15 protein-coding genes are annotated in these 22,940 nt (G+C 39.8%); 14 read left to right on the top strand and 1 reads right to left on the bottom strand.

Going from position 1 to position 22,940, the window contains the following annotated elements:
* Positions 1–57 precede the first annotated feature (57 nt).
* The 9 genes from PSH50_RS00915 (at position 58) to PSH50_RS00875 (ending at position 16,326) form a co-directional block, all read left to right on the top strand.
* On the top strand, positions 58–1,053 hold the full coding sequence (locus PSH50_RS00915; protein WP_273587367.1) for a YCF48-related protein: 996 nt from the start codon (positions 58–60) through the stop codon (positions 1,051–1,053).
* Positions 1,053–3,374 carry an RND family transporter gene (locus PSH50_RS00910; protein WP_273587365.1) on the top strand — a complete coding sequence of 774 codons (2,322 nt, stop codon included), beginning with the start codon at positions 1,053–1,055 and terminating at the stop codon, positions 3,372–3,374. The genes PSH50_RS00915 and PSH50_RS00910 overlap by 1 nt, the downstream gene beginning before the upstream one ends.
* A 213-nt stretch (positions 3,375–3,587) precedes the next feature.
* Complete coding sequence (locus PSH50_RS00905) at positions 3,588–8,429, top strand: NAD-glutamate dehydrogenase (protein WP_273609220.1); 4,842 nt, start codon at positions 3,588–3,590, stop codon at positions 8,427–8,429.
* 117 nt (positions 8,430–8,546) lie between these two features.
* Complete coding sequence (gene pyrD, locus PSH50_RS00900; RefSeq protein WP_154944564.1) at positions 8,547–9,557, top strand: quinone-dependent dihydroorotate dehydrogenase; 1,011 nt, start codon at positions 8,547–8,549, stop codon at positions 9,555–9,557.
* Positions 9,558–9,687: 130 nt separating this feature from the next.
* On the top strand, positions 9,688–10,218 hold the full coding sequence (locus tag PSH50_RS00895; protein ID WP_024033533.1) for a cell division protein ZapC: 531 nt from the start codon (positions 9,688–9,690) through the stop codon (positions 10,216–10,218).
* Between the two features lie 89 nt (positions 10,219–10,307).
* Positions 10,308–12,425: a bifunctional 23S rRNA (guanine(2069)-N(7))-methyltransferase RlmK/23S rRNA (guanine(2445)-N(2))-methyltransferase RlmL gene (gene rlmKL, locus PSH50_RS00890; RefSeq protein WP_273587358.1), complete on the top strand. Its 2,118-nt coding sequence runs from the start codon at positions 10,308–10,310 to the stop codon at positions 12,423–12,425.
* Positions 12,418–12,654 carry a glutaredoxin family protein gene (locus PSH50_RS00885; RefSeq protein WP_024033535.1) on the top strand — a complete coding sequence of 79 codons (237 nt, stop codon included), beginning with the start codon at positions 12,418–12,420 and terminating at the stop codon, positions 12,652–12,654. Before rlmKL ends, PSH50_RS00885 begins: the two co-directional genes overlap by 8 nt.
* Before the next feature lie 13 nt (positions 12,655–12,667).
* A complete protein-coding gene (locus PSH50_RS00880) occupies positions 12,668–14,578 on the top strand; it encodes an ABC transporter ATP-binding protein (RefSeq protein ID WP_029772627.1) in 1,911 nt (636 codons plus the stop codon).
* 11 nt (positions 14,579–14,589) lie between these two features.
* Positions 14,590–16,326 (top strand): DUF3466 family protein, encoded by a 1,737-nt coding sequence (locus PSH50_RS00875; RefSeq protein WP_004586697.1) that lies wholly within the window; start codon positions 14,590–14,592, stop codon positions 16,324–16,326.
* A 134-nt stretch (positions 16,327–16,460) separates the two neighbouring features.
* On the opposite strand, the gene PSH50_RS00870 is transcribed toward PSH50_RS00875, so the two are convergent.
* Positions 16,461–16,976 carry a DUF2062 domain-containing protein gene (locus PSH50_RS00870; protein WP_273587357.1) on the bottom strand — a complete coding sequence of 172 codons (516 nt, stop codon included), beginning with the start codon at positions 16,974–16,976 and terminating at the stop codon, positions 16,461–16,463.
* Between PSH50_RS00870 and PSH50_RS00865 the strand changes: the two genes are divergently transcribed.
* Genes PSH50_RS00865 through kdsB form a run of 5 tightly spaced genes read left to right on the top strand, consistent with a single transcriptional unit; the run spans position 16,956 to position 22,939 of the window.
* On the top strand, positions 16,956–19,220 hold the full coding sequence (locus tag PSH50_RS00865; protein ID WP_273587355.1) for a DNA internalization-related competence protein ComEC/Rec2: 2,265 nt from the start codon (positions 16,956–16,958) through the stop codon (positions 19,218–19,220). The genes PSH50_RS00870 and PSH50_RS00865 overlap by 21 nt on opposite strands.
* A gap of 60 nt (positions 19,221–19,280) precedes the next feature.
* The gene (msbA, locus tag PSH50_RS00860; RefSeq protein ID WP_096739572.1) at positions 19,281–21,026 is read left to right on the top strand and encodes a lipid A export permease/ATP-binding protein MsbA; all 1,746 of its coding nucleotides are present in this window, start codon (positions 19,281–19,283) and stop codon (positions 21,024–21,026) included.
* Positions 21,023–22,003: a tetraacyldisaccharide 4'-kinase gene (gene lpxK / locus PSH50_RS00855; protein WP_273587352.1), complete on the top strand. Its 981-nt coding sequence runs from the start codon at positions 21,023–21,025 to the stop codon at positions 22,001–22,003. The genes msbA and lpxK overlap by 4 nt, the downstream gene beginning before the upstream one ends.
* On the top strand, positions 21,993–22,190 hold the full coding sequence (locus PSH50_RS00850) for a Trm112 family protein (protein WP_004586692.1): 198 nt from the start codon (positions 21,993–21,995) through the stop codon (positions 22,188–22,190). The genes lpxK and PSH50_RS00850 overlap by 11 nt, the downstream gene beginning before the upstream one ends.
* Positions 22,178–22,939 carry a 3-deoxy-manno-octulosonate cytidylyltransferase gene (gene kdsB, locus PSH50_RS00845; RefSeq protein ID WP_024033541.1) on the top strand — a complete coding sequence of 254 codons (762 nt, stop codon included), beginning with the start codon at positions 22,178–22,180 and terminating at the stop codon, positions 22,937–22,939. The genes PSH50_RS00850 and kdsB overlap by 13 nt, the downstream gene beginning before the upstream one ends.
* Position 22,940 lies beyond the last annotated feature (1 nt).

The raw sequence follows: 22,940 nt of genomic DNA, 5'->3' as shown, positions 1-22,940 counted from the left end.
CAGGATTTTCCTCAGCAAACAGACAAACAATTCTTCAGTTCAAGGCGATTAAAATTTATGAAGTATTTGGTATATGCCAGCCTGATCATAAGCGGTGCGAGTATTGCACAAGATGCACCTCAGTATGCTATTAGCGCAATTAACGCAAATAAAACCCTACTAACTGATATTACCAATACAGGTGCAGGTTTAGTGGCTGTAGGTAAGCACGGTACGGTAATAACAAGCAAAAACGCTGAGCAGTGGCAGCAAGCGCAAAGCGTCCCTACACAGGTATTGTTAACGGCTGTCGATTTTTCTAATGAAACCCACGGGTGGGCGTGCGGGCACGATGCCACAATAATTAATACCACCGATGGAGGTTTAAATTGGCAATTACAACAAGCAAAACCAGAGCTTGATAAGCCGTGTTTAGATATTTACTTTGAAGATGACTCAAATGGTTTTGCTGTGGGCGCTTATGGCATGTTTTATCAAACCAGTGATGGCGGCAAGCACTGGCGTAAACGCTTTTTAGACTCTTTACTGTTTAGTGAAGATAGAGAGTATTTGAATGATTTAAAAGAAAATGACCCTCAAGGCTACGAGGCTGAAACAGCATCTATACTGCCACATTTTAACCGTATTGAAAAAACAGACAGTGGTTTGATGTTAGTCGGTGAAATGGGGTTAATGGCCAAAAGCAGTGATAATGGCCAAACATGGCAACGCCTTGATGAAATTTACCCAGGTTCTTTTTTTGCGGTAGCATCAGATGCGCAGCAAGAAATTGTGGCAGGGCTCAGAGGAAATGTATTTGCTAAAAATAAAAATGAACAACAATGGCAGCATTTTGAAAATGTTAAAACGGCCACGGTTAATAACATTATAAATTATAATAATGAGCATTGGTTACTGCTGGCAAATAGTGGTGTGATCTTTCATTTAAAAGATGGCTTACTTACACATGAACAACGCCCCGATGGTAAAGCTATTCTTGATGGCGTAATAATTAATAATAAATTAGTCATGGCAACAGAAGATGGCATTAAAGTGAAGGAGTTGAACCCTTAATGCATACGTTTTTAGATTTTTTAGAGAAGGCGGTGTTTAGACACCGTACTATCATGTTGATCGCTTTTGCGCTAATCACATGTTTTTTAGGCTATAAAGCCACTCATATTGAATTAGACGCCTCGTTTAACAAAAATATTCCGCTGAATCACGAATACATGAAAGTGTACACCAAACACGAAAAACAATTTGGTGGCGCAAATAGCATTTTAATTTCGGTGTGTGATGACAGTGGCGACATTTTTAACCCCGAATTTTTCACCCAGTTAAAAGCAGTACACGATCAACTGTATTTTATTCCCGGTGTAAACCGCCCATTAGTTAACTCTATTTTTGCGCCCAGTGCACGTTTTGTCGAAGTGGTTGAAGATGGTTTTGCTGGCGGCCCAATCATTCCTGCAAACTTTAAAGCTGACCAAAAAGGTTTAGCGGTAGTTAAAGAAAACATTGAAAAAGCAAAAGTAGTAGGGCGAATGATTGCCAGCGATTACTCATGTGCCATGGTGACCGCGCAACTACTCGAAACCGACCCGCAAACTCAGCAAAAGCTAGATACACTCGCATTTGCAGATAAGTTAGAAACGCAAGTAAGAGAGCCTTTAAGTACAGATAAAGTCAGTATTCATATTATTGGATTTGCCAAAATGGCCGGCGATATCGCTCAAGGGGCAAAAGGCGTTGTACTATTTTTTGCTATTGCCATTGGTTTTACCTTTATTATGGTATGGCTATTTTGTGGCAGTTTAAAGCTCACCATTTTACCTATAGCGTGTTCAATTATTGCCGTAATTTGGCAAATGGGTTTATTGTCGAGTTTAGGCTTTGGTCTCGACCCTATGTCTATATTGGTACCATTTTTAGTATTTGCGATTGGTGTAAGCCACGGCGTGCAGATGATCAATGCCATTGGTAAAAAAGTAGGTGAGGGCAAAAGTACCCGAGTTTGTTGTCAATCAAGCTTTAGAGCATTACTTGTACCTGGTGGTATTGCGCTGCTTTCAGACACGGTGGGCTTTTTAACCCTGCTGACTATTGATATAGGTATTATTCGTGAACTTGCAATCACAGCAAGTTTAGGTGTTGCGGTTATTATATTTACTAATTTAATTTTATTGCCAGTGTGGGCCTCGTATATGAATTTTGCCAACACTGTGCATATTCAATCAGGCGATGCGCAAAAGCCAAATATGCTAGATGCGATACGCGATTTATTAGTAAAAGCCACAGACCCTAAAACCGCAAAAATGATTATTGGTTTTACCCTGGTGTTATTTGCCTTAGGTTACTGGCAAGCAGATAAAATGCGAATTGGTGATTTACATGCAGGTGCGCCTTCGCTGCATCAAGATGCTCGCTACAATCAAGATACTTTTTTAATATCGGACAAATACACCATTTCGTCGGATATTTTAAAAGTGATTGTTGAGGCTTACCCTGCGGCGTGTACAGAGCACGATGTGATGGCGCGCATTAGCCGTTTTCAGTACAAGGTAGAAAACGTGCCAGGCGTACAATCGGCGGTTAGTTTAAGCTCTGTAGCGCAGTCGGTTAACGCAGGTTACAACGAAGGTAACTTAAAATGGCAAAGCTTGCCGCGTAATTCAGCCAGCTTAGTGCAATCAACAGCCCGTGTAGAAACAAGCACAGGATTACTCAATGGCGATTGCTCAGTCATGCCGGTGATTATATTTTTAGATGATCACAAAGCAAATACAATCGATACCGTTATTCAACGTGTTAAGCAATTTGCACAAGAAGAAGGCACAGACAAGTTAGCCTTTAAGTTAGCGTCTGGGCCTGTAGGGGTTATGGCGGCAACAAACGAGTCTGTTTCTGCGGCGCAAATTCCGATGATGCTTTACGTTTACGGCGCAGTTATTATTTTGTGTTTGTTAAGCTTTAAGAGTGTGAAGGCGACAATCGCAGTGGTATTACCTCTGTATATTGTATCAACTCTTGCACAAGCACTTATGGTGCAATTAGAAATTGGCTTAACGGTATCTACTTTACCTGTCATAGCCTTAGGTGTAGGTATTGGTGTGGATTACGGTATTTATATACTTTCTTCGATGATGGGCCAACTTAAGCAAAACGTACCGCTGAGCGTGGCGTACCGTAATGCCCTTGTTGAACGTGGCAGTGCTGTATTGTTTACCGGTATTACCCTTGCGATAGGTGTGAGTACGTGGATATTCTCTGATCTTAAATTTCAAGTAGATATGGGAATACTGCTTACCTTCATGTTTTTAGTAAATATGTTAGGTGCGGTACTGCTATTACCCGCAATTGGTAGTCTGCTGTGGACCGACCAGAAAAAATAAAGTGAATAATTGTGCTCCTAAATGACCTGTAATGGTCATTTATATCTATATTTTGTGAATAGATGACCAAATAGCTGAAATGCTTAAAATGTTTTCATCGAAAAGGCTGTTTATTAGCGCTAAAAGGGTTAGAATTTAACTGACTCCACGCTAATAAATGGCTGTACAAATATTCTGCTTAACTAAAAGCAGTAATAGATTAAGGAACATACAATGACACGAAATGAAGGCCAAGCCTCGGTTATCCTAGATAATGTCTGTAAGCTTATCCAGAAAAAAGTTCACGCTGATAATGTGTTACTCGTTGAGAAATTCGCCAAAGCCTTGTACAGCAATATGTCTAAAGAGGATTTGGCAAATCGCAATGATAGTGACCTATACGGTGCTGCACTCAGCCTTTGGAATGCACTAGAAAAAAACACCACGGACGACGCAGTAATTCGCGTTTTCAACCCTGAAGTAGCAAAAGATGGCTGGCAGTCATCACATACAATTGTAGAAATTATTGCTAAAGATATGCCATTTTTAGTAGATTCTGTTCGTATGGCTATGACCCGTGAAAATATAGCTTCTCACTTATTACTTCACTGCCCACTAAAAATTCAGCGTGACAATAACGCTAAAATTTCCGGTTTATCAAATTTAAAAGCAGAGCAAGAATCGACCTCTACTAAAACAGTGTTCTTTATTGAGATTGACCGCCAAACCGATGCATCTGTTATTGCGTCTTTCAAAAAAGAGCTCGAATCAGTATTGGTTGATGTTTCTATTGCGGTAGATGATTGGCAGCCAATTCGCGAAAAATTAGTCTCTGTTACTAAAGAAGTACCAAAACGTAAGCACAATAAAAACAAAAACGAAGTATCTGAAGCCGTAGAGTTTTTAGATTGGCTGGCTAAAGATAACTTTACTTTAATGGGTTATCGCGAGTACGAGCTTACCCCTGTACAAGGTGATTACCAGTTAAAAGGTAAAATGGACACAAGCCTTGGCCTGATGAAAAATTCAACCGATGAGCACACACGTTTATTATCTGAATTACCTGAATTTGCTCGCCAAGAAGCCCTCAGCAGTAACTTATTAGTATTAACAAAAACGAACTCTGTATCGCGCGTTCATCGCCCAGCGTACATAGATTACGTTGGTATTAAACGCTTTGATGATGAAGGCAATGTGGTTGGTGAAGACCGTTTTATCGGCCTATTTTCATCAAGCTTTTACAACAACAGCGCAGCAGATGTGCCTGTTCTAAAAACTAAAATTAACCGCATCATGGATATGTGTGACTTTGCAAAAGGCACCCATGCATACAAAGCGGTACTTAATATTTTAGAAACGTACCCACGTGATGAATTAGTTCAAGCTCGCGAGAGCGAGTTACTTGAAGTAGCAATGGGTGTTTTACAAATTCAAGAGCGTGACATGTGTCGCTTGTTTGTTCGCAAAGACTCCTACGGACGTTTCTTCTCTTGTATGGTGTACGTTCCTCGTGAGCGATATAACACAGCGCTGCGCCGAGAAACACAAGACATTTTAGCTAACGCCTTTAATTCTGACGAAAAAGTCGAATTTACTACCTATTTCTCTGAGTCAACACTGGCGCGTACACATTACACCGTTCGTGTGACCGATAACAATATCGAATATAACGTGAAAGACATCGAAAACAACCTAGTAGAAGCTGCTCGTACATGGGAAGATAAATTACAATCTGCACTGTTAGAGTCAGCAGGGGAAGCCCGCGGTAATGAGCTAAATCGTAAATATTGCAACGCGTTTGCACGCTCGTACAAAGATGAAGTACTACCAAGTGCTGCGGTTGTCGATATTGAAAAACTAGAATTGTTAAACGACGAGAACAAGCTAGAAATGCTGTTCTACCGTCCGCAAGAAGAAGCTAACAGCAATATTGTACGCCTAAGCTTGTTCCACAAAGATGAGCCAATTCACTTATCTGATGTTATGCCAATGCTAGAAAACTTTGGTTTACGCGTGGTAGGTGAAACGCCATATTCTGTTAAAACAAGTGATGGTCGTATCAATTGGATCATGGACTTCTCTATGCTGATTGACAGCAAAGGAATGGCCGACTTTGATAAGATTTCTGCTCGTTTTCGCGCTGCATTAACTAATGTATGGGGCAACCGCCTTGAAAACGACGGCTTTAACCGCTTAGTATTAATGGGTGGTTTAACAGGTCGTGAAGCCTCTATATTACGTGCCTATGCAAAATACATGCGCCAAATTGGGGTTACTTTCTCACAGACCTACATTGAGAGCACGTTTGCAAACTACCCGCATATTGCTGCGCAAATAGTTAACTTATTTGCTAAAAAATTCTCAGTAAAAAGCCCTGCAAGCCCTAAAACACTTGAAAAATTAAGTGCACAAATTTACTTAGAGCTTGAAAACGTAGCGAACCTTGATGATGACCGTATTATACGTTTATACGTAGATATGATTGTGGCAACACTGCGTACTAACTACTTCCAAAAAGATGAAACAGGTCAGTTTAAATCTTACGTGTCGTTTAAAGTACAGCCTAGCTTAATTCCTGATATGCCGCTTCCGCTGCCAGCATTTGAGATTTTTGTATACTCTCCGCGTGTAGAAGGTGTGCATTTACGTGGTGGTAAAGTTGCTCGTGGTGGCCTTCGTTGGTCAGACCGTCGTGAAGATTTCCGTACTGAGGTACTGGGCTTAGTAAAAGCGCAACAAGTTAAAAACACTGTAATTGTTCCGGTAGGTTCTAAAGGTGGTTTTGTATGTAAGCAGCTACCGAGTGAACGCGAAGCCTTTATTAAAGAAGGTCAAGAGTGTTACAAAATTTTCATCCGTGGTTTATTAGACATTACCGATAACATTGAGCGTGGTGAAATTGTACCGCCAGCTAATGTAACACGTCACGATGAAGACGACCCATACCTAGTAGTTGCAGCCGATAAAGGTACAGCTACCTTCTCTGATATTGCTAACGGTATTGCTAACGAATACAACTTCTGGCTAGGTGATGCGTTTGCATCAGGTGGTTCAGTAGGCTATGACCATAAGAAAATGGGCATAACAGCAAAAGGTGCATGGGAGTCTGTTAAACGTCATTTCCGTGAAATGGATATTGACTGTCAAACTACCGACTTCACTGTGGTTGCTATTGGTGATATGGCTGGCGACGTATTTGGTAATGGTATGTTATTGTCTAAGCACATTCGCCTACAAGTCGCGTTTAACCATATGCACATATTTGTAGACCCTACACCAGATGCAGCGACCTCTTACCCAGAGCGTGAGCGCTTGTTTAACCTGCCTCGTTCATCATGGGAAGATTACAATAAAGATCTGATTTCAGCGGGTGGTGGAATTTTCTCGCGCGCAGCTAAATCGATTTCTTTAAGCCCAGAAATGAAAAAAATGCTTGGCACTAAAAAAGCAAGCATGACACCGAACGAGTTAATCAAAGCCTCATTAATGATGGAATTTGATTTACTGTGGAACGGTGGTATTGGTACTTACATTAAAAACAGCCACGAAACAGACGCTGATGTAGGGGATCGTGCAAACGATGCGCTGCGCATAAACGGTAAAGACCTTGGCGCTAAAATTTTAGGTGAGGGCGGTAATTTAGGTGCAACCCAATTAGGGCGTATCGAGTTTGCAGCCAAAGGCGGGCGTGTAAATACCGACTTTATTGATAACGTAGGCGGTGTTGCGTGTTCAGATAACGAAGTAAATATTAAAATTTTACTTAACGGCTTAGTTTCTGAAGGTGATTTAACACGTAAACAACGTGATGAGTTACTTTACTCTATGACCGACGAAGTGTCTGAGCTTGTACTTAAAGATTGTTACCGTCAAACACATACATTGTCGATTACACAGTCTAAAGGTGCATCAACTCTTAAAGAGAAGATCCGCTTTATTCATGCCCTTGAAAAAGAAGGCAAGCTAAACCGTGCAATTGAGTTTTTACCAACTGATGAAGAGTTGGCAGAGCGCGCTGCAGCAGGTAAAGACCTAACACGTCCAGAGCTTTCAGTATTAGTTTCGTACGCTAAAATGGTGCTTAAAGAGTCGTTAGTAACAGATGAAATTACCGAAAACCCTTACTACCGTCAGCTACTAGTTAAGTCTTTCCCGCGTCCACTGCGTGAAAAATTTAACGACGCGATGGATAATCACCCACTGCGCAAAGAAATCATTGCAACAAAACTGGCGAACAATATCGTTAATGACATGGGCTTAAACTTCATGGTACGCATGAACGAAGAGACCGGTGCTAACGAAGCTGAAATCGCAATGTGCTACTCAATTGCGAGTGAGATTTTTGAAATGCGTGAAACTTGGTCATCAATCAGCGCGCTAGATAATAAAATCCCAGCAGCGGTTCAAACCGAAATGCTGTACCAATTACGTCGTACTGTTCGTCGTGCAACACGCTGGTTCTTGCGTCATCGTAATAAAGCACAAACAATTGAACAAGCTATTGAGTTCTTTGCGCCAACGTTTAAAGATTTAAGCGAAAACTTAAATACGTACATGCAAGACAAAGAACACGAATGTTTAACTGGCAAAGCAAATGAGCTAGTTGAAAAAGGTGTACCTAAGCAAATTGCTAAGCGTATTATTGACCTTTCTAGCCTGTTCTCTGTAATGGATATTGCTGAAATAGCGCATAATTCAGGCCGCAGTGTGGCGATGGTATCTAATACCTACTTTAAACTTGGCTCGCGTATGGGCTTACACTGGTTCTTAGATCAAATTACTAACCAGCCTGTTTCTAACCATTGGCAAGCACTTGCCCGTGCGTCGTACCGTGAAGAGCTTGATTGGCAACAACGTACGCTTTCTCATGTTGTGCTAAACAGCTTTGAAGGTGACGAAAACGATGTTGATAATCAAATCGATCAGTGGATGGCCAGCCAAGATCTGCTGCTACAGCGTTGGAAGCAAATGTTAGCTGAATTTAAAACCTCGCAAAGTCACGACTTTGCTAAGTTCTCAGTTGCACTGCGCGAATTAATGTTGTTAAGCCATAACTGTGATACATCAGGAAAATAATTTAGCTTTAATTGGTTATTTATTCAGTAAATAATCAGTTAATTGTTAAAATTGTTATACAATACCTCAGCCTAGTCTGAGGTATTTTTTTGTCTGTAATTTAAAGAGGAACAATTCATGTTTTACGATTTAGCCCGCCGTTTTATGTTCACCCGAGATGCTGAATGGGCACATGAGTTTGCGCTTAATAATTTACGCCGTTTTGCACACACCCCTTTAAACGCAGCTTGGTCACAACAACTACAAAACAAACCAGTTAATTTTTTAGGCCTTGAGTTTAAAAACCCTGTGGGTTTGGCTGCAGGTTTAGATAAAAACGCTGAGTGTATTGATGCCTTTAGCCAAATGGGCTTTGGTTTTGTAGAAGTTGGCACGGTTACCCCGCGCCCGCAAGCAGGTAATGATAAGCCGCGCATTTTTAGATTACCGCAGTCAAATGCCATTATTAACCGAATGGGCTTTAATAATAAAGGGGTCGATAATTTAGTTAATAACGTAAAAAATGCCAAGTACACCGGTATTTTAGGTATTAATATTGGTAAAAATAAAGATACCCCAAATGAACAAGGTAAAGACGACTACATTCATTGTATGCGTAAAGTGTTCGAGCATGCTTCGTATATTACGGTCAATATTTCATCTCCAAATACCCCAGGGCTGCGCGATTTACAATATGGCGCCGCGTTAGATGATTTACTGCAAAGTTTAAAGAATGAACAGCTTGATTTAATTGCCAAGCATAATAAGCAAGTACCTATGCTGGTTAAAATAGCGCCAGATCTTGATCAAATCCAAATTGATCAGGTTAGCGAGTCACTATTAACTAATCAAATTGATGGCGTAATCGCAACAAATACTACGCTTGAACGTAGTGCAGTAATGGGGCAGCAATACGCCGATGAGGCGGGTGGTTTATCTGGCAGCCCTGTAAGAGAGCGATCTACACACGTTGTTAGCGAACTTAAACGTTTAACACAAGGTAAATTACCAATTATTGGTGTAGGTGGTATTGATGATGCGCAATCTGCTCAAGAAAAGCTAAATGCAGGCGCAAATTTAGTGCAGGTTTATACTGGGTTCATCTACAAAGGGCCACAATTGGTAAAATCGATCGTTGATTCCTTATAAGGATCAGTTATGTAAGCTTTTGATCGTTCAATAAATGTTCTAAACAAATGTTTTAAAAATGGTCAAAAGCCGTTATAATCTAATATTAATGTCTTAATTAAAAATAAATTTTTAAACAAGGAGGAGGCAAATGTTACAAGCAACAAAACAATGGCAGTGGATTGCATGTGCAAATAAAAACCGCTTACTACTTGATTTAAATGACGATATGCAACTATGCACACCGTATAAATTAAGACAACTCACCGACTGTGTATTTGAAAACCCGCGTTTTAGCTTAGAAGATGCTGCTTTTTATGAACAGGTATATAACTACTTAGATGGTTTTGAGCTGTATAAGCCTGCACAAATTTGCCAAATTGCGCTCAATGCCACCGCTGTAAAATTTCATTTAAAACCGGTACTGGCTAAAAGTTGGTTTTTTGAAGAGTACACAGGCACCCAGCCAAGTACAGAAGCCATCGTTAAACTTACCTCAAAAGCGCAAACCGGTGAGTTTTTAATTGTTGAACATTGCCCTGATGCTTCAATTTGCCTAAACCTTAACGAAACATTCAAACTTGATGATAATTTGTCTCTTGAACAGTTTGAAGTTATCCGCGTTTTAAACAATCGTGTTCACCCGCTATTACTTGAGCAATATCACACTAAATCAGCTTAGCAAATTTACAAATCGAGCTGCGTTTATCAAGTGTTTGTCAGCCAACCTATGTTATAATCCTGCGCAATTAGCTATTAAGGGTTATTACTTTGCAATTTATCGCACTTACTTCTATCGGAATCGAAAATTTACTTGTTGATGAACTAACAGAATTAGGCGCCGTCGTGTCTAAACAAACTGTGGGTTCTGTTCGCTTTGAGGCAGATTCAACATTGGCGCAAAAGGTTTGTCTATCAACTCGTTATGCAACACGTGTGCTGATGCTTATTGAAGAAAAAGAAGGCGTTAATGATAAAGATAGCCTGTATAAATTTGCTCGTTTTCAGCCATGGCAAGAATGGTTTGGCCCTACCCAAACATTTGCCGTTGATTTTAATGGTACCAACGACTCTTTAAAAAATACCCAGTTTTCAGGCTTGGTAATTAAAGATGCGATTGTTGACTATTTTAACGATTTATACGAACAGCGCCCAAATGTAGATAAGCAAGATGCCAATGTGCGTGTTGTGGCGCGTTTAAATCGCCATGGTGTTGCTTTGTACATTGATTACTCAGGTCCTCGTTTATCTGAGCGCGGTTATCGCCAAGGCCAAGGTAAAGCGCCTATTAAAGAGCACTTAGCGGCCGCGATTATTAAACGCAGTGGTTGGCTTGAAAATGTAAATCAACCTTTATTTGACCCTTGTTGTGGTGCCGGCACTATTTTAATAGAAGCGGCGGGCATGGCGCGTAACGAAGCACCTGGTTTATTTAGAGAAGGGTTTGCTTTTGAGCGTTTACCTAGTTTTAGAGCGGCCAAATTTAAACAACTTCGCGAAGAATTAATTGAGCAAATTACCGATCCTAAATTGTGGTTAATTGGCCACGATTACGATGCGCAAGTTCTTGATAAAGCCATTGCCAATGCCGAGCGAGCAGAGCTGGGTAATGTTATTAAGTTTAAGCAAAGTGATGCAACTAAGCTTACCTCTGTGGCTAAATTACCCGGGGTGGTTATTTCTAACTTACCGTACGGCGAACGTATTGGCTCTATGGCTGAGCTGGTAAATTTACACCGCAGCATGGGCGTGGGTTTTAAAAAGCACTTTAATCATTGGAAGCTTGCGTTACTAGGCATGGATGAAAGCCTATTTAAGCTGTTAAAACTGGTTAAACAAAAGCGTTATAAATTTAAAAACGGCCCATTAGATGTAGAGCTAAATTTATATCAGTTAGATGATAAACAGGTAAGCCTGACAAGCGATGACAAACCGGCTCTTAATTTTGAAGGCTCAATGTCGTTTGCTAATCGTTTGAAAAAGAACAAACAAGGCCTAAAAAATTGGCTTAAACAAAACGAAGTACAAGCTTATCGCGTATATGATGCTGATATTCCTGAATACAACGTAGCGGTTGATATTTACGGCGACTCTGCTGTGATTTTTGAATACGCAGCCCCTAAAGAAATTGACGAAAAAACATCAGAAAAGCGTCTTCAAGATGTGATTAGCTTAACTGCACAGCAGCTAAGCATAGCGCCTGAAAACATTGCCGTTAAAGTGCGTAAAAAACAAAAAGGGGAAGAGCAGTACACCCCAATGGCTAAACGAAACCGCACTATGGTGGTGGAAGAGTTTGGCGCTAAGTTTAAAGTAAACTTGTTTGATTACCTCGATACAGGGCTGTTTTTAGACCATCGTTTAGCGCGTCGTTATATTCAGCAAAATGCAAAAGACAAACGCTTTTTAAACTTATTCGCCTACACAGGTACAGCCTCTGTGCACGCGGCATTAGGGGGGGCAAAAGCAATTACCACCGTTGATTTATCAAAAACCTACCTTAAGTGGGGCCAAGATAACTTTGCGTTAAATGATATTAGCAATACCCGCTACCGTTTTGAGCAAGCTGATTGTTTAAAATGGCTAGAATACGCACAAGGCCAATACGATTTAATCTTTTTAGACCCGCCTACGTTTTCTAATTCTAAACGAATGAAAGACGCGTTTGATGTGCAAACCGATCATATAAAATTACTTACTTGGGTTAAAAAAATCTTGAGTCCGTCGGGTACATTAATTTTTTCTAATAACAAACGTGGTTTTGTAATGGATGAAGTAGGTTTGATGGGTTTAGGCTTAAAAGCTGAAAATATTTCAGAAAAAACGTTATCACCTGATTTCAAACGTAATAAAAAAATACACAACAGTTGGTTAATTACCCATGGCTAATTATGTTTTATACCACACCGATGGCTGTCATTTATGTGAGCAAGCCGAGCAGGTTTTATTATCGGTCTTGGATAAAAGTAGTGAGCTTAAATTAATTGATATACTCACTGATGAGCAGCTAATAGCGCGTTTTCAGTTAAGTATTCCCGTATTTGAGAGCAAAAGCGGCCACCATTTGTATTGGCCGTTTGATGCACAAACAGTGCATGAATTTTTAGCGCAAGAATAAAAGAGCAGTATTTATGGATTTAATTAGAATACAAAAAGCGCAGTTAGCTTATGGTACGCACCCATTACTTGATGATGCTGATGCAGTGATAGAAAGCGGTGAGCGCGTCTGTATTGTAGGGCGAAATGGGGCGGGTAAATCTACACTTTTAAAAGTACTAGATGGCCAAGTTATTTTAGATGATGGTGAAATTAACCAGCTTGGCGGGATCAAAATATCTCGCTTAGAGCAAGATCCTCCTAAAGGAGCAAATGGCTCAGTATTCGATTATGTAGCGCAGGGTATGCCTGATATTGCTAATTTGCTGATTGATTATCACCACGTAAGCACACAGTTACAAACCGACTGCACCGACAAACTGCTAAATAAGCTTGAGCGTTTATCTAACGATTTAGAAGCGTGTGACGGTTGGCGTTTTGATTCGCGTATTCAATTAGTACTCACGCGTTTAGAGCTTAGCCCAGATGCTAAATTAGAGTCGCTCTCAGGTGGTTGGTTGCGTAAAGTTGCCTTAGCACGTGCTCTTGTGAGTGAGCCTGACTTATTGTTACTTGATGAGCCAACAAACCATTTAGACGTAGACAGTGTTAAATGGCTAGAGCAGTTTTTAAAAGAATTTAAAGGCGGTATTGTATTTATATCACATGACCGTGCGTTTATCCGTGCCGTTGCAACGCGTATTTTAGATTTAGACCGCGGTAAACTTATCTCTTACCCTGGCGATTACGCGACCTACCTTGAACAAAAAGCGCATGACTTAAAAGTAGAAGAATCACAAAATGCACTCTTTGATAAGCGTTTAGCAGAGGAAGAAGCCTGGATACGCCAAGGGGTTAAAGCCCGTCGTACTCGTAACGAAGGCCGTGTACGTGAACTTAAACAGCTACGTGTTGAGCGCAAAGCCCGTGTAGAGCAAGTAGGTAAAACCGATTTTAATATTGAAACGGCTGATAGATCCGGCAAGCTAGTGTTTGAGGCAAAACACCTTAGTCATGCATTTAAAGATAAAGTGATTGCTAATGATTTTTCTACCCTTGTTATGCGCGGTGACCGCATTGGCTTAGTAGGCCCAAATGGTATTGGTAAAACTACCTTACTTAAACTGCTGTTTGGTGATTTAGAAGCCGATAGCGGTCATGTTAAACAAGGCGTTAATTTAGAATTTGCTTACTTTGACCAATACAGGCAAAAGCTTGATGAAGAGGCCACTGTTCAAGATAACGTTGCCGAGGGTAAACAAGAGGTAATGATGGGCGGGCGTTCTCGTCATGTACTTGGTTACCTGCAAGACTTTTTGTTTCCACCGGCACGTGCGCGTACACCTGTAAAAGCACTCTCTGGTGGTGAGAAAAACAGGCTTTTACTTGCAAAACTATTTTTGAAACCCTCAAATATTTTAGTACTCGATGAGCCAACTAATGACTTGGATATTGAAACATTAGAGTTACTCGAAGAAATTATTAATCAGTATCAGGGTACTGTGCTTATAGTAAGCCATGACCGTGAATTTATTGATAATACGTGTAGTAGTGTATGGGCGTTTGAAGGTGATGGCAAAATAACTGATATGGTAGGGGGTTACACCGATTACCAAGCTTATTTAAGCTATTTAGCCGAGCAGGAAAAACAGCAACAAGCACCAAAAAAAGACGTTAAACCTGCGCCTGTAGCCGCGACAAAGCCTGAAAACAAAAGCACTAAGCTTTCTTACAAATTAAAACTTGAATTAGAGCAACTACCCAATAAAATGGAACAACTTGAAGCCGCTGTAGAAGCGCAGCAAGCTGTAGTGAGCGATCCTGACTTTTTCAAACAAGATAGCGACGTAACCACTAATGCATTGAACCATTTAGCAAAACTTGAGTCTGACCTTGAAGCCGCGTTTGAGCGCTGGGAAGAACTTGAAGAATTACAGAATCAGTAGTAAGGATTAAAATGAAATATAAATTACTCGCTGCCAGTATTTTAGCGACATTGAGTACATCTGCATTAAGTGCAACCTATGAATTAACAGAACTAGGTACTCTTGACGGCGCTAAACATTCTTACGTGACTGACGTAAGCGAAAGCGGGCACATTATTGGTACTGCCAACGGATTGTATAATTTACCAATCGATATTAGCTATATCGACTTTACCGAAAGCGTTATTGAAAATGCGTACGATAGTGAAGAGTACAACTTTGAGCTAAGTGATAAAGAAATTACTTTTACACTTGATGATATAGAAAATAACGATGCGGTTTTTAATAACGCCGATGCGCATTCATTTATGGTTAGCTTTTTAGCTGGCAGACCAACGGATTACGAGTACCAAAAGTTAAGCTCGGTAGTTGGTATCAAGTTTGACGATGGCATAGTTACTGAGCAAATACTGTTTGATGAAGAGTCGGTAGATTACGATGGTTTAACGCGTTCGGTTAGTAACTTTTACAACGCGGTAAGCGAAGATGGCGTGAGCGTTGGTTGGAGTGCAGCTCCATATGATAAAGTTTTATTTACGCCAGATGATGAAGATGAAGAAGAAACATGGTTTACCCATGACTTTATTGAGCGCGGAATAGTTATTTCTGAAGATGGAACGCAAAAGGTTGAGTTAGTTCCAGACTTTGACGATTACGGCGGTACTAGCCGAGCTAACGATATTGTTAAAACAAATGACGGATACACTGTCGTTGGTTATGTTTCAACAGGTATTCCTGAAGACAGGCTTGATAATATTGAAGATAACTGTGATAACGAAGACGAGCCAACCAATACCTGTGTGGAATTATTAAATTCAAGTGTAACCACCGGCGTATTTGATGAGCGCGCGGTAAAATGGGAGCTTGATGAAGCATTTAATATCACTTCTACTGAAATACTAGGCCTTGCCTTAACGCCAGAAGAAGATGATGACTTTGCTTTTACAAGTACCGCTCTTGCACTAAATAATAATGGCACAGTGGTGGGCTCTTCAAATGCTCGTTACTATAAAAATGACGACACTATTTTAACAATGCCTGTTTATTTTAAAAATGGTGACGTGTTTAATTTTATAGACCAAGAAGATGATTGGCTTTCTGGTAAAGCGCTTGCTGTCAATGACAACGATGTAATTGTTGGTTATGCATCAAAGCGTATTGAAACCACGATCCGTGATCAGTTTTTCTATCATGATATAAGTACTGGCAATACCGTTTTCCCTACCGGTTACTTTAATAGCTCAAGCGCTTATGGTAATGATATTAATAACCAAGGTTATGTTGTTGGTGAAGGCGAGGTTGGTACATCTGAAAACAGCCGTCGTAAAGAAGCGTTTATATATAAAATTGGTGACGATAAAATTACCAACTTAAACGATTTACTACCTTGTTACGAAACAGATGGTGAAACAGACTACGCCTACACAATGGCTGAAGCGAAAGTCATTAATGAAGACAATGAAATTTTTGGTGTAGCTACCAAAACCGTTGAAAAGCGCGATACCTTTGGTAATGTAGAAACCGATATTGAAGGTAATATTGAGTACGAGAGTGTTGCTGTTGCAGTAAAACTAACACCTATTGATGGTGAAGTAGAAGACTGTACACCAATAGAAGAAGAGCTCTATGAAAGAAGCTCAGCAAGCTTCCCTTGGTACACACTGTTATTATTGCCGCTAGTGGGCTTACGCAGAGTATTTAGATTTTAAGCTTTTTGCTTTTCATAAAAAAACCAACTTATAAAAGTTGGTTTTTTTTCGTCTATAATAAAGTGCTTGGCGTTAATTAGTTATCTCAATTTACTTCATTAAGTCATTCTCTTTGAGCACTTTAATAGTTGGCTTTATTGCGTATTAGTATTTCGCGCTAACCAGGCTTTGCGCACAGAGCGTCGCCAAATAATATCAATACCTAAATAAGCAATAATAGCGGCAACAGAAGCGCACACCAGTGAGCCAATTAAAAATGCAGGACCGATGGTAGAAAGGCTTTCTAAGAACCATGCCCAACTGGCTTCAAATGCAAAATGCTGCTCTGGTTGATTTAAAACAAGCGTACCTACAAGGTATGAGCCGTAAAATATTGGCGGCATAGTCAGTGGGTTGGTAAGCCACACTAATGCCACAGAAATAGGTAAGTTAACTCTAAATACAATAGCTGCCGCAGCGGCTAAAACCATTTGAAAAGGAACAGGGATGAACGCAAAAAATAAACCAACCGCAAATGCGCCCCTTGCCGAGCGTCTGTTTAAATGCCATAGGTTGGCGTCTTGTAATAGGCGGCCGAATATTCTAAGTGTTTTATGATGCCTAATTTTATTAGGATCAGGTAAAAATCGTTGGATCGTTTTCTTAGGCATTTCAAGCAACCATTTACTTCAGTGTGGATTAGTCTTGGATTTGTAATAGGTTGTATTTCAACCGTATTTTATTATCAAACCCATGAATTTACAGTCATCACAATATCTGTCCTTATTGCGAGCGCCTATTTTAAGCCGTTTTTGAATGTTTTGTTAGGGTTTATTTTAGCTATTTGCTGCATTGTTGTGCACTTTTACCTGTTTTATAGCTATACATTGCCAAATGATGAAAATAACTATGCTTACCCTGCCACAATTCTTGTTGATGACGTTATCTCTGCAAAGCAACCACAGTATATAAAAGCAACGTTATTAAAGTTAAATGGGGATGAAATACACAAATTTAAAGCACCTAAAGCCATGTTAAGTGTCGATTCTGCACAGCTTATTAAGCAGGGCGATACTTTTGAGGCAACAATAGCGCTGAAAAAATTCAGAACAATTAAAAATATCGGTGTGTTTGATACTAATGTGCATGCCTTTAAACAACGCATACTATTTAAAGGCAAAGTACTTAATAAACAATTGCGCATTACTAGCGCGGCTTCACCTTCAATAATTTATAAATACAGGTCGTTTTTAAAACACACTTATCAAAAAACAACGCTTAATTGGCTTTATTATGCATTGCTTAGTGGTGATAAATCACTGATGTCGTTTGAAAATAAACAAACAATGCAAAGTTTAGGGCTCAGCCATTTATTAGCTATTTCAGGGTTGCACATAGGGCTTATATTCAGCTGTTTTTATTTACTGAGTAAGTACACAGCATACATCCTTAAAATTAAAGTATTGCAGTCTATTAATTTAACTATTGTTTATTGTTTTATCGGGTGGTTAGCGGCATTTATCTATGTGTATTTAAGTGAATTTTTACTTTCAGCGACTCGCGCATTTATTATGTTAAGTTGCGTATTAGGTCTTTACTTTATTGCCAAACAGCCACTGCGCTGGCGAAGCATTTTATATGCTTTAGTCGCTGTATTACTCATCAATCCTTTTAATGTTTTAAACCCAGGTTTATATTTTTCTTTTATTGCGGTTGCAATTATTTTCCTTGTTATAAAACACCTTCCTAAAACTAAATATAATTGGCTTGGCGTGTTTATGGCGCTGTGTATTATTCAGCTTGCTTTATTTATTGGGCTTTTGCCCATTACCCTTATTTATTTTAGTGGGGTAAGTATTGCTGGGCTGGTTATTAATTTATTGGCAATTCCATTATTAAGCGTGGCAATCATGCCACTTTTGCTGCTATTTACGATAATAAGTGCTGTGGTAGATATAACGCCCGTCATTTTATTATTCGATAGTGTACTTATAACATTGTTTAAGTATATGGATGAAATCCCTTGGCATTACAGATGGTTAGATATAGCTAAACCGCGTACATTGTACTTAGTCGCAGCTTATCTATGCATATTAATCGCCTGGTTTAGCCCCTTTAAACGTTTAGCACTCATTCCTCTATGCGTTACATTAATAGATTATCTGTATTTACCAAAACCTCTTTGGCAACTGCATGTGTTTGATGTTGGGCACGGATTAATGACGTTACTCGAAAAAGACAATCAAGCGCTGGTTTACGATTTTGGCCCTAGTTATTTTAACCGTTTTAGCCGTACATACAGTGTGTTAATTCCTTATTTGAAAACACATAACTTAACGGTCAGTGATGCAATAATAAGCCATCAAGACAACGACCATGCAGGGGGCGCAGCACATTTTATTAATGCAGGGTTTGGTGAAAGCTTTAAGCGGTTTCACCCACATGGCATAACTACACAGTGTATGTCTTTAGATTATAACTTTAATGGATTGCGCATTAGCAGCTTTGCTGATAACACATTTAATAACGAAAACGATAATTCGTGTGTGCTTTTAATCAAATCACCCCAACTTACTATGTTATTAACGGGTGATATTTCTAAAGCACGTGAGCTGAGCCTTATTAAAACTCACTCGTTACAAGCCGATGTGATTTTAAGCCCTCATCATGGCAGCGATACGTCTTCAAGCACGGAGTTTATCAACCATGTAAATCCACATACGGTTATTCACTCAACAGCTTTTCAAGGCCAATGGCAATTTCCCAGTGAAAAAGTGGTTTCGCGCTACAAAGCTATAAATGCTAAACAATATGTTACGGCACTTGATGGGCAAATTACGGTAAGTATTTATCAAGATAGCTTTAAAGTGACAACGGCGCGCAAACACGAAAGTTATTGGTTTATAGAAGATTGACGTTTAGTTTTAACGGTTTGAAGGATACAATAAGGGCTGTAATTGTATAACGAGAGTAATATGAGTCAAAGTACTACACAAATTTATAAACGGTTGATTTCTTACGTTGGTGATTATAAAAGCGTTGCCTTCGTCGCTATTATTGGAATGATCGGCTATTCGGGTATGGATGCTTTATTTATTCAATTAATGAAACCCTTTATTGATGAAGGCCTAAACCAACGTAATAGCGAAGTGCTAGCTTATGCCCCTTTTGTTGTAATTGCGCTGGTAATAGGGCGTGGGCTGTTTAATTTTATGTCTTCGTATTGCCTAAGCTATGTAGGCTCGCAAGTAGTTCGTTCGTTACGCCAGCAGTTATTTGAACACATATTGCATTTGCCTGTTTCGTTTCATGATAAAAACTCAACAGGTGATTTAATTTCAAAAATTACTTTTGATACAGAACAAGTTCAGCAAGCAATCACCAAAGCACTGTTAATTGTTGTAAGAGAAGGCGCTTTTGTCGTTTTTCTACTTGCCCTTATGTTTTATACCAGCTGGCAGCTTTCGCTGATTTTTTTAGTGATCATTCCATTAGTGGCAATTATTGTAACGTTTGTGTCTAAACGCTTTCGCCATATTTCGAAAAATATACAGTCTGCAATGGGGCAGGTCACCCGTAGCTCTGAGCAAATGCTAAGTGGACACAAAGTTATTCATGGTTTTGGTGGGCAAAAACAAGAAATCGACCAGTTTTCAAAAATCAATAATCATAATCGTCAGCAACGTATAAAAATGGATGCCACTAAAGCGTTAAGCGTATCGGTAATTCAAGTGCTTGCAGCAAGTGCAATGGCTGTTATTTTGTGGGTTGTATCTATGCCTTCAATGATAGATACAATCAGCTCTGGCGATTTTATGGTACTCATCTCTTCTATGATGATGCTTTTACGCCCGCTTAAACAATTAGCAAACGTGAACAGTGATATGCAGCGCGGTATTTCTGCAGCGCAAAGTATTTTTTTAGTTTTAGATGAAGAAATTGAAAAAGACAAAGGGACTTACAGCGTAGATAAAGTGAAGGGCGAAATTGAGGTTAAAAACGTTACCTTTAAATACCCAACTAAAGATGAAGCTGTTTTAAATAACCTATCAATAAGTATAAAAGCCGGTGAAAGCATCGCGCTTGTAGGGCGTTCAGGCTCGGGTAAATCGACTATTTCTAATTTATTACCGCGTTATTATGATTTAGAAGCACCAAGTGAAATTTTATTAGATGGCGTTGCGCTTGAGAAATATAAACTGGCTGATTTACGCCGCCAGTTTGCCTTAGTATCTCAGCAAGTTGTGTTATTTAACGACACAATTGCTAATAATATTTGTTATGGCATAAGCCGCGAAATAACACCGCAGCAATTAGAAGAGGTGGTTAAACAAGCCCACGTGTGGGAATTTGTTAAAGACCTACCTGAGCAGCTCAATACCATGGTCGGTGAAAACGGGGTGATGCTCTCTGGTGGTCAACGTCAACGTATAGCAATTGCTCGCGCTATATTAAAAGATGCACCTATTTTAATTTTAGATGAAGCAACTTCAGCCTTAGACACAGAGTCTGAAAAACTAATTCAGCAAGCTCTTGATACCCTTATGCAAGACAAAACGTCTATAGTCATTGCCCATCGTCTTTCAACCATTGAGAACAGCGACAAAATATACGTTATTGATGGTGGCCGGGTGATTGAAAGTGGCGATCATCAGAGTTTACTAGCTAAAGATGGTACTTATTCAGCTCTATGTAAAATGCAGTTTGGTGAGCACGGGTGAGTAAAATAGAGCAAAGCTGGTATAAACCATTTAGTTTTATAACGCTAGTTTTACTGCCATTAGCTGCGCTTTTTTGGTTAATTTCAAGCATTAGGAAATGGTTTTTTAAGGTTGGCTTTGCCACGCCTTTTAAAGCTAAATCTAAAGTGATTGTGGTGGGCAATATAAGTGTAGGCGGAAATGGCAAAACGCCATTTGTGTTATGGCTTTACGAATACTTGTCAGAGCAAGGCCTAAAAGTGGGTATTATCAGCCGAGGTTACGGCGGTAAAGCCAACAGCTACCCGCTGGTGGTAGAGCGCGGCGTAACAAGTGCACAAGCCGGTGATGAGCCAATACTTTTATTTAATCGCTTAAAATGTCCGCTTGTTGTTGGACCCGATAGAAAAGCCAACATTACATTATTAGAGCAGCAATTTTGTGTGGATGTCATAATCTCAGATGATGGTATGCAGCATTATAAAATGGCGCGCGATATAGAGTGCTGCATTGTTGATAGCCAAAGGCGATTTGGTAATGGCTTTGTTATGCCTGCAGGGCCATTACGTGAAACCACAAACAGATTAAATAGCGTTGATTTAGTGATTGAAAACGGGGGAGATGCATCCCTTAGCTACGTTTTGCAAACTGGTGCACTTAAACACGTTGCTAACAATACCCCTGTGAATAAAACCATTGAAAAAGGCCATGCGGTAAGTGCCATTGGTAACCCACAACGTTTTGAAGATTCATTAAAGGGGCAAAATATTCAGCTGCTTTCGACTCATCATTATCGAGATCACTATGCTTATAGCATGGCTGATTTTACTCAATTTAATGATGACAACGTATTAATGACAGAAAAAGATGCAGTAAAATGTAGAGACTTTGCAAAAGATACTTGGTACTACCTACCCGTAAATGCAAAACCTACTGACGCTGTAATACATAAATTAGATTTATTATTAAAACAAAAAGGGATCCTCAATGGCCTTTGATACAAAATTACTTGAAATAATTGCTTGTCCTGTGTGTAAAGGAAAGCTTCGTTTTGATAAAGAAAATGCAGAACTTATTAGTACTGCAGCTAAACTTGCATACCCAGTACGCGACGATATACCGGTACTTTTAGAAAATGAAGCGCGTGAGCTATCTCAAGATGAGGTTGATAAGTGGAATTCGTAGTTGTTATACCTGCACGTTACGCGTCTACCCGTTTGCCTGGCAAACCATTAGCTGACATATGCGGTAAACCTATGATTCAACACGTGTATGAAAAAGCGTGTTTGTCAGGTGCAAGTAAAGTGGTTATTGCAACCGATCATCAAAAAGTTTTTGATGCTGTTAAATTGTTCACAAACGATGTGCTGATGACGCGAGAAGATCATCAATCGGGTACCGAACGTTTAGCAGAGGTTGTTGACTTACTTAAGCTAGACGCAGAAACCCTGGTGGTAAATGTACAAGGCGATGAGCCATTACTTGCCAGCGAAAACGTATCGCAAGTTGCCACTTTACTAAATAATTCAAGCGCACCAATGGCAACATTAAGTGTAGCCATTGAAGAGCAAGACGAAGTGTTTAATCCTAATGCCGTGAAGGTTGTTAGTGATATTAATAAAAATGCGTTGTACTTTTCACGTGCCAGTATTCCGTTTGACAGAAGCGCAATGTTAAATAACGACAGTGTGTTAGATATAACGCCTTTTCAGCGCCATGTGGGTATATATGCTTATCGCGCGGGCTTCATTAAGCAGTATATTGAGCTAAGTGTATCGCCACTTGAAGTACTTGAGTCGCTAGAGCAACTTAGGGTGTTGTACCATGGTTACGCTATCAAAATTGAGCAGGCCAAAGTAACGCCACATGCTGGGGTTGATACGGCCGAGGATTTAGAAAAAGTGATTGCCTACCTAAAAGCTAAGCAAGCCTAAT

Origin of the sequence: Pseudoalteromonas sp. Angola-7, assembly GCF_028599255.1 — a bacterium.
GTDB lineage: Bacteria > Pseudomonadota > Gammaproteobacteria > Enterobacterales > Alteromonadaceae > Pseudoalteromonas > Pseudoalteromonas atlantica.
This window is presented reverse-complemented; position numbering and strand designations above follow the sequence as displayed.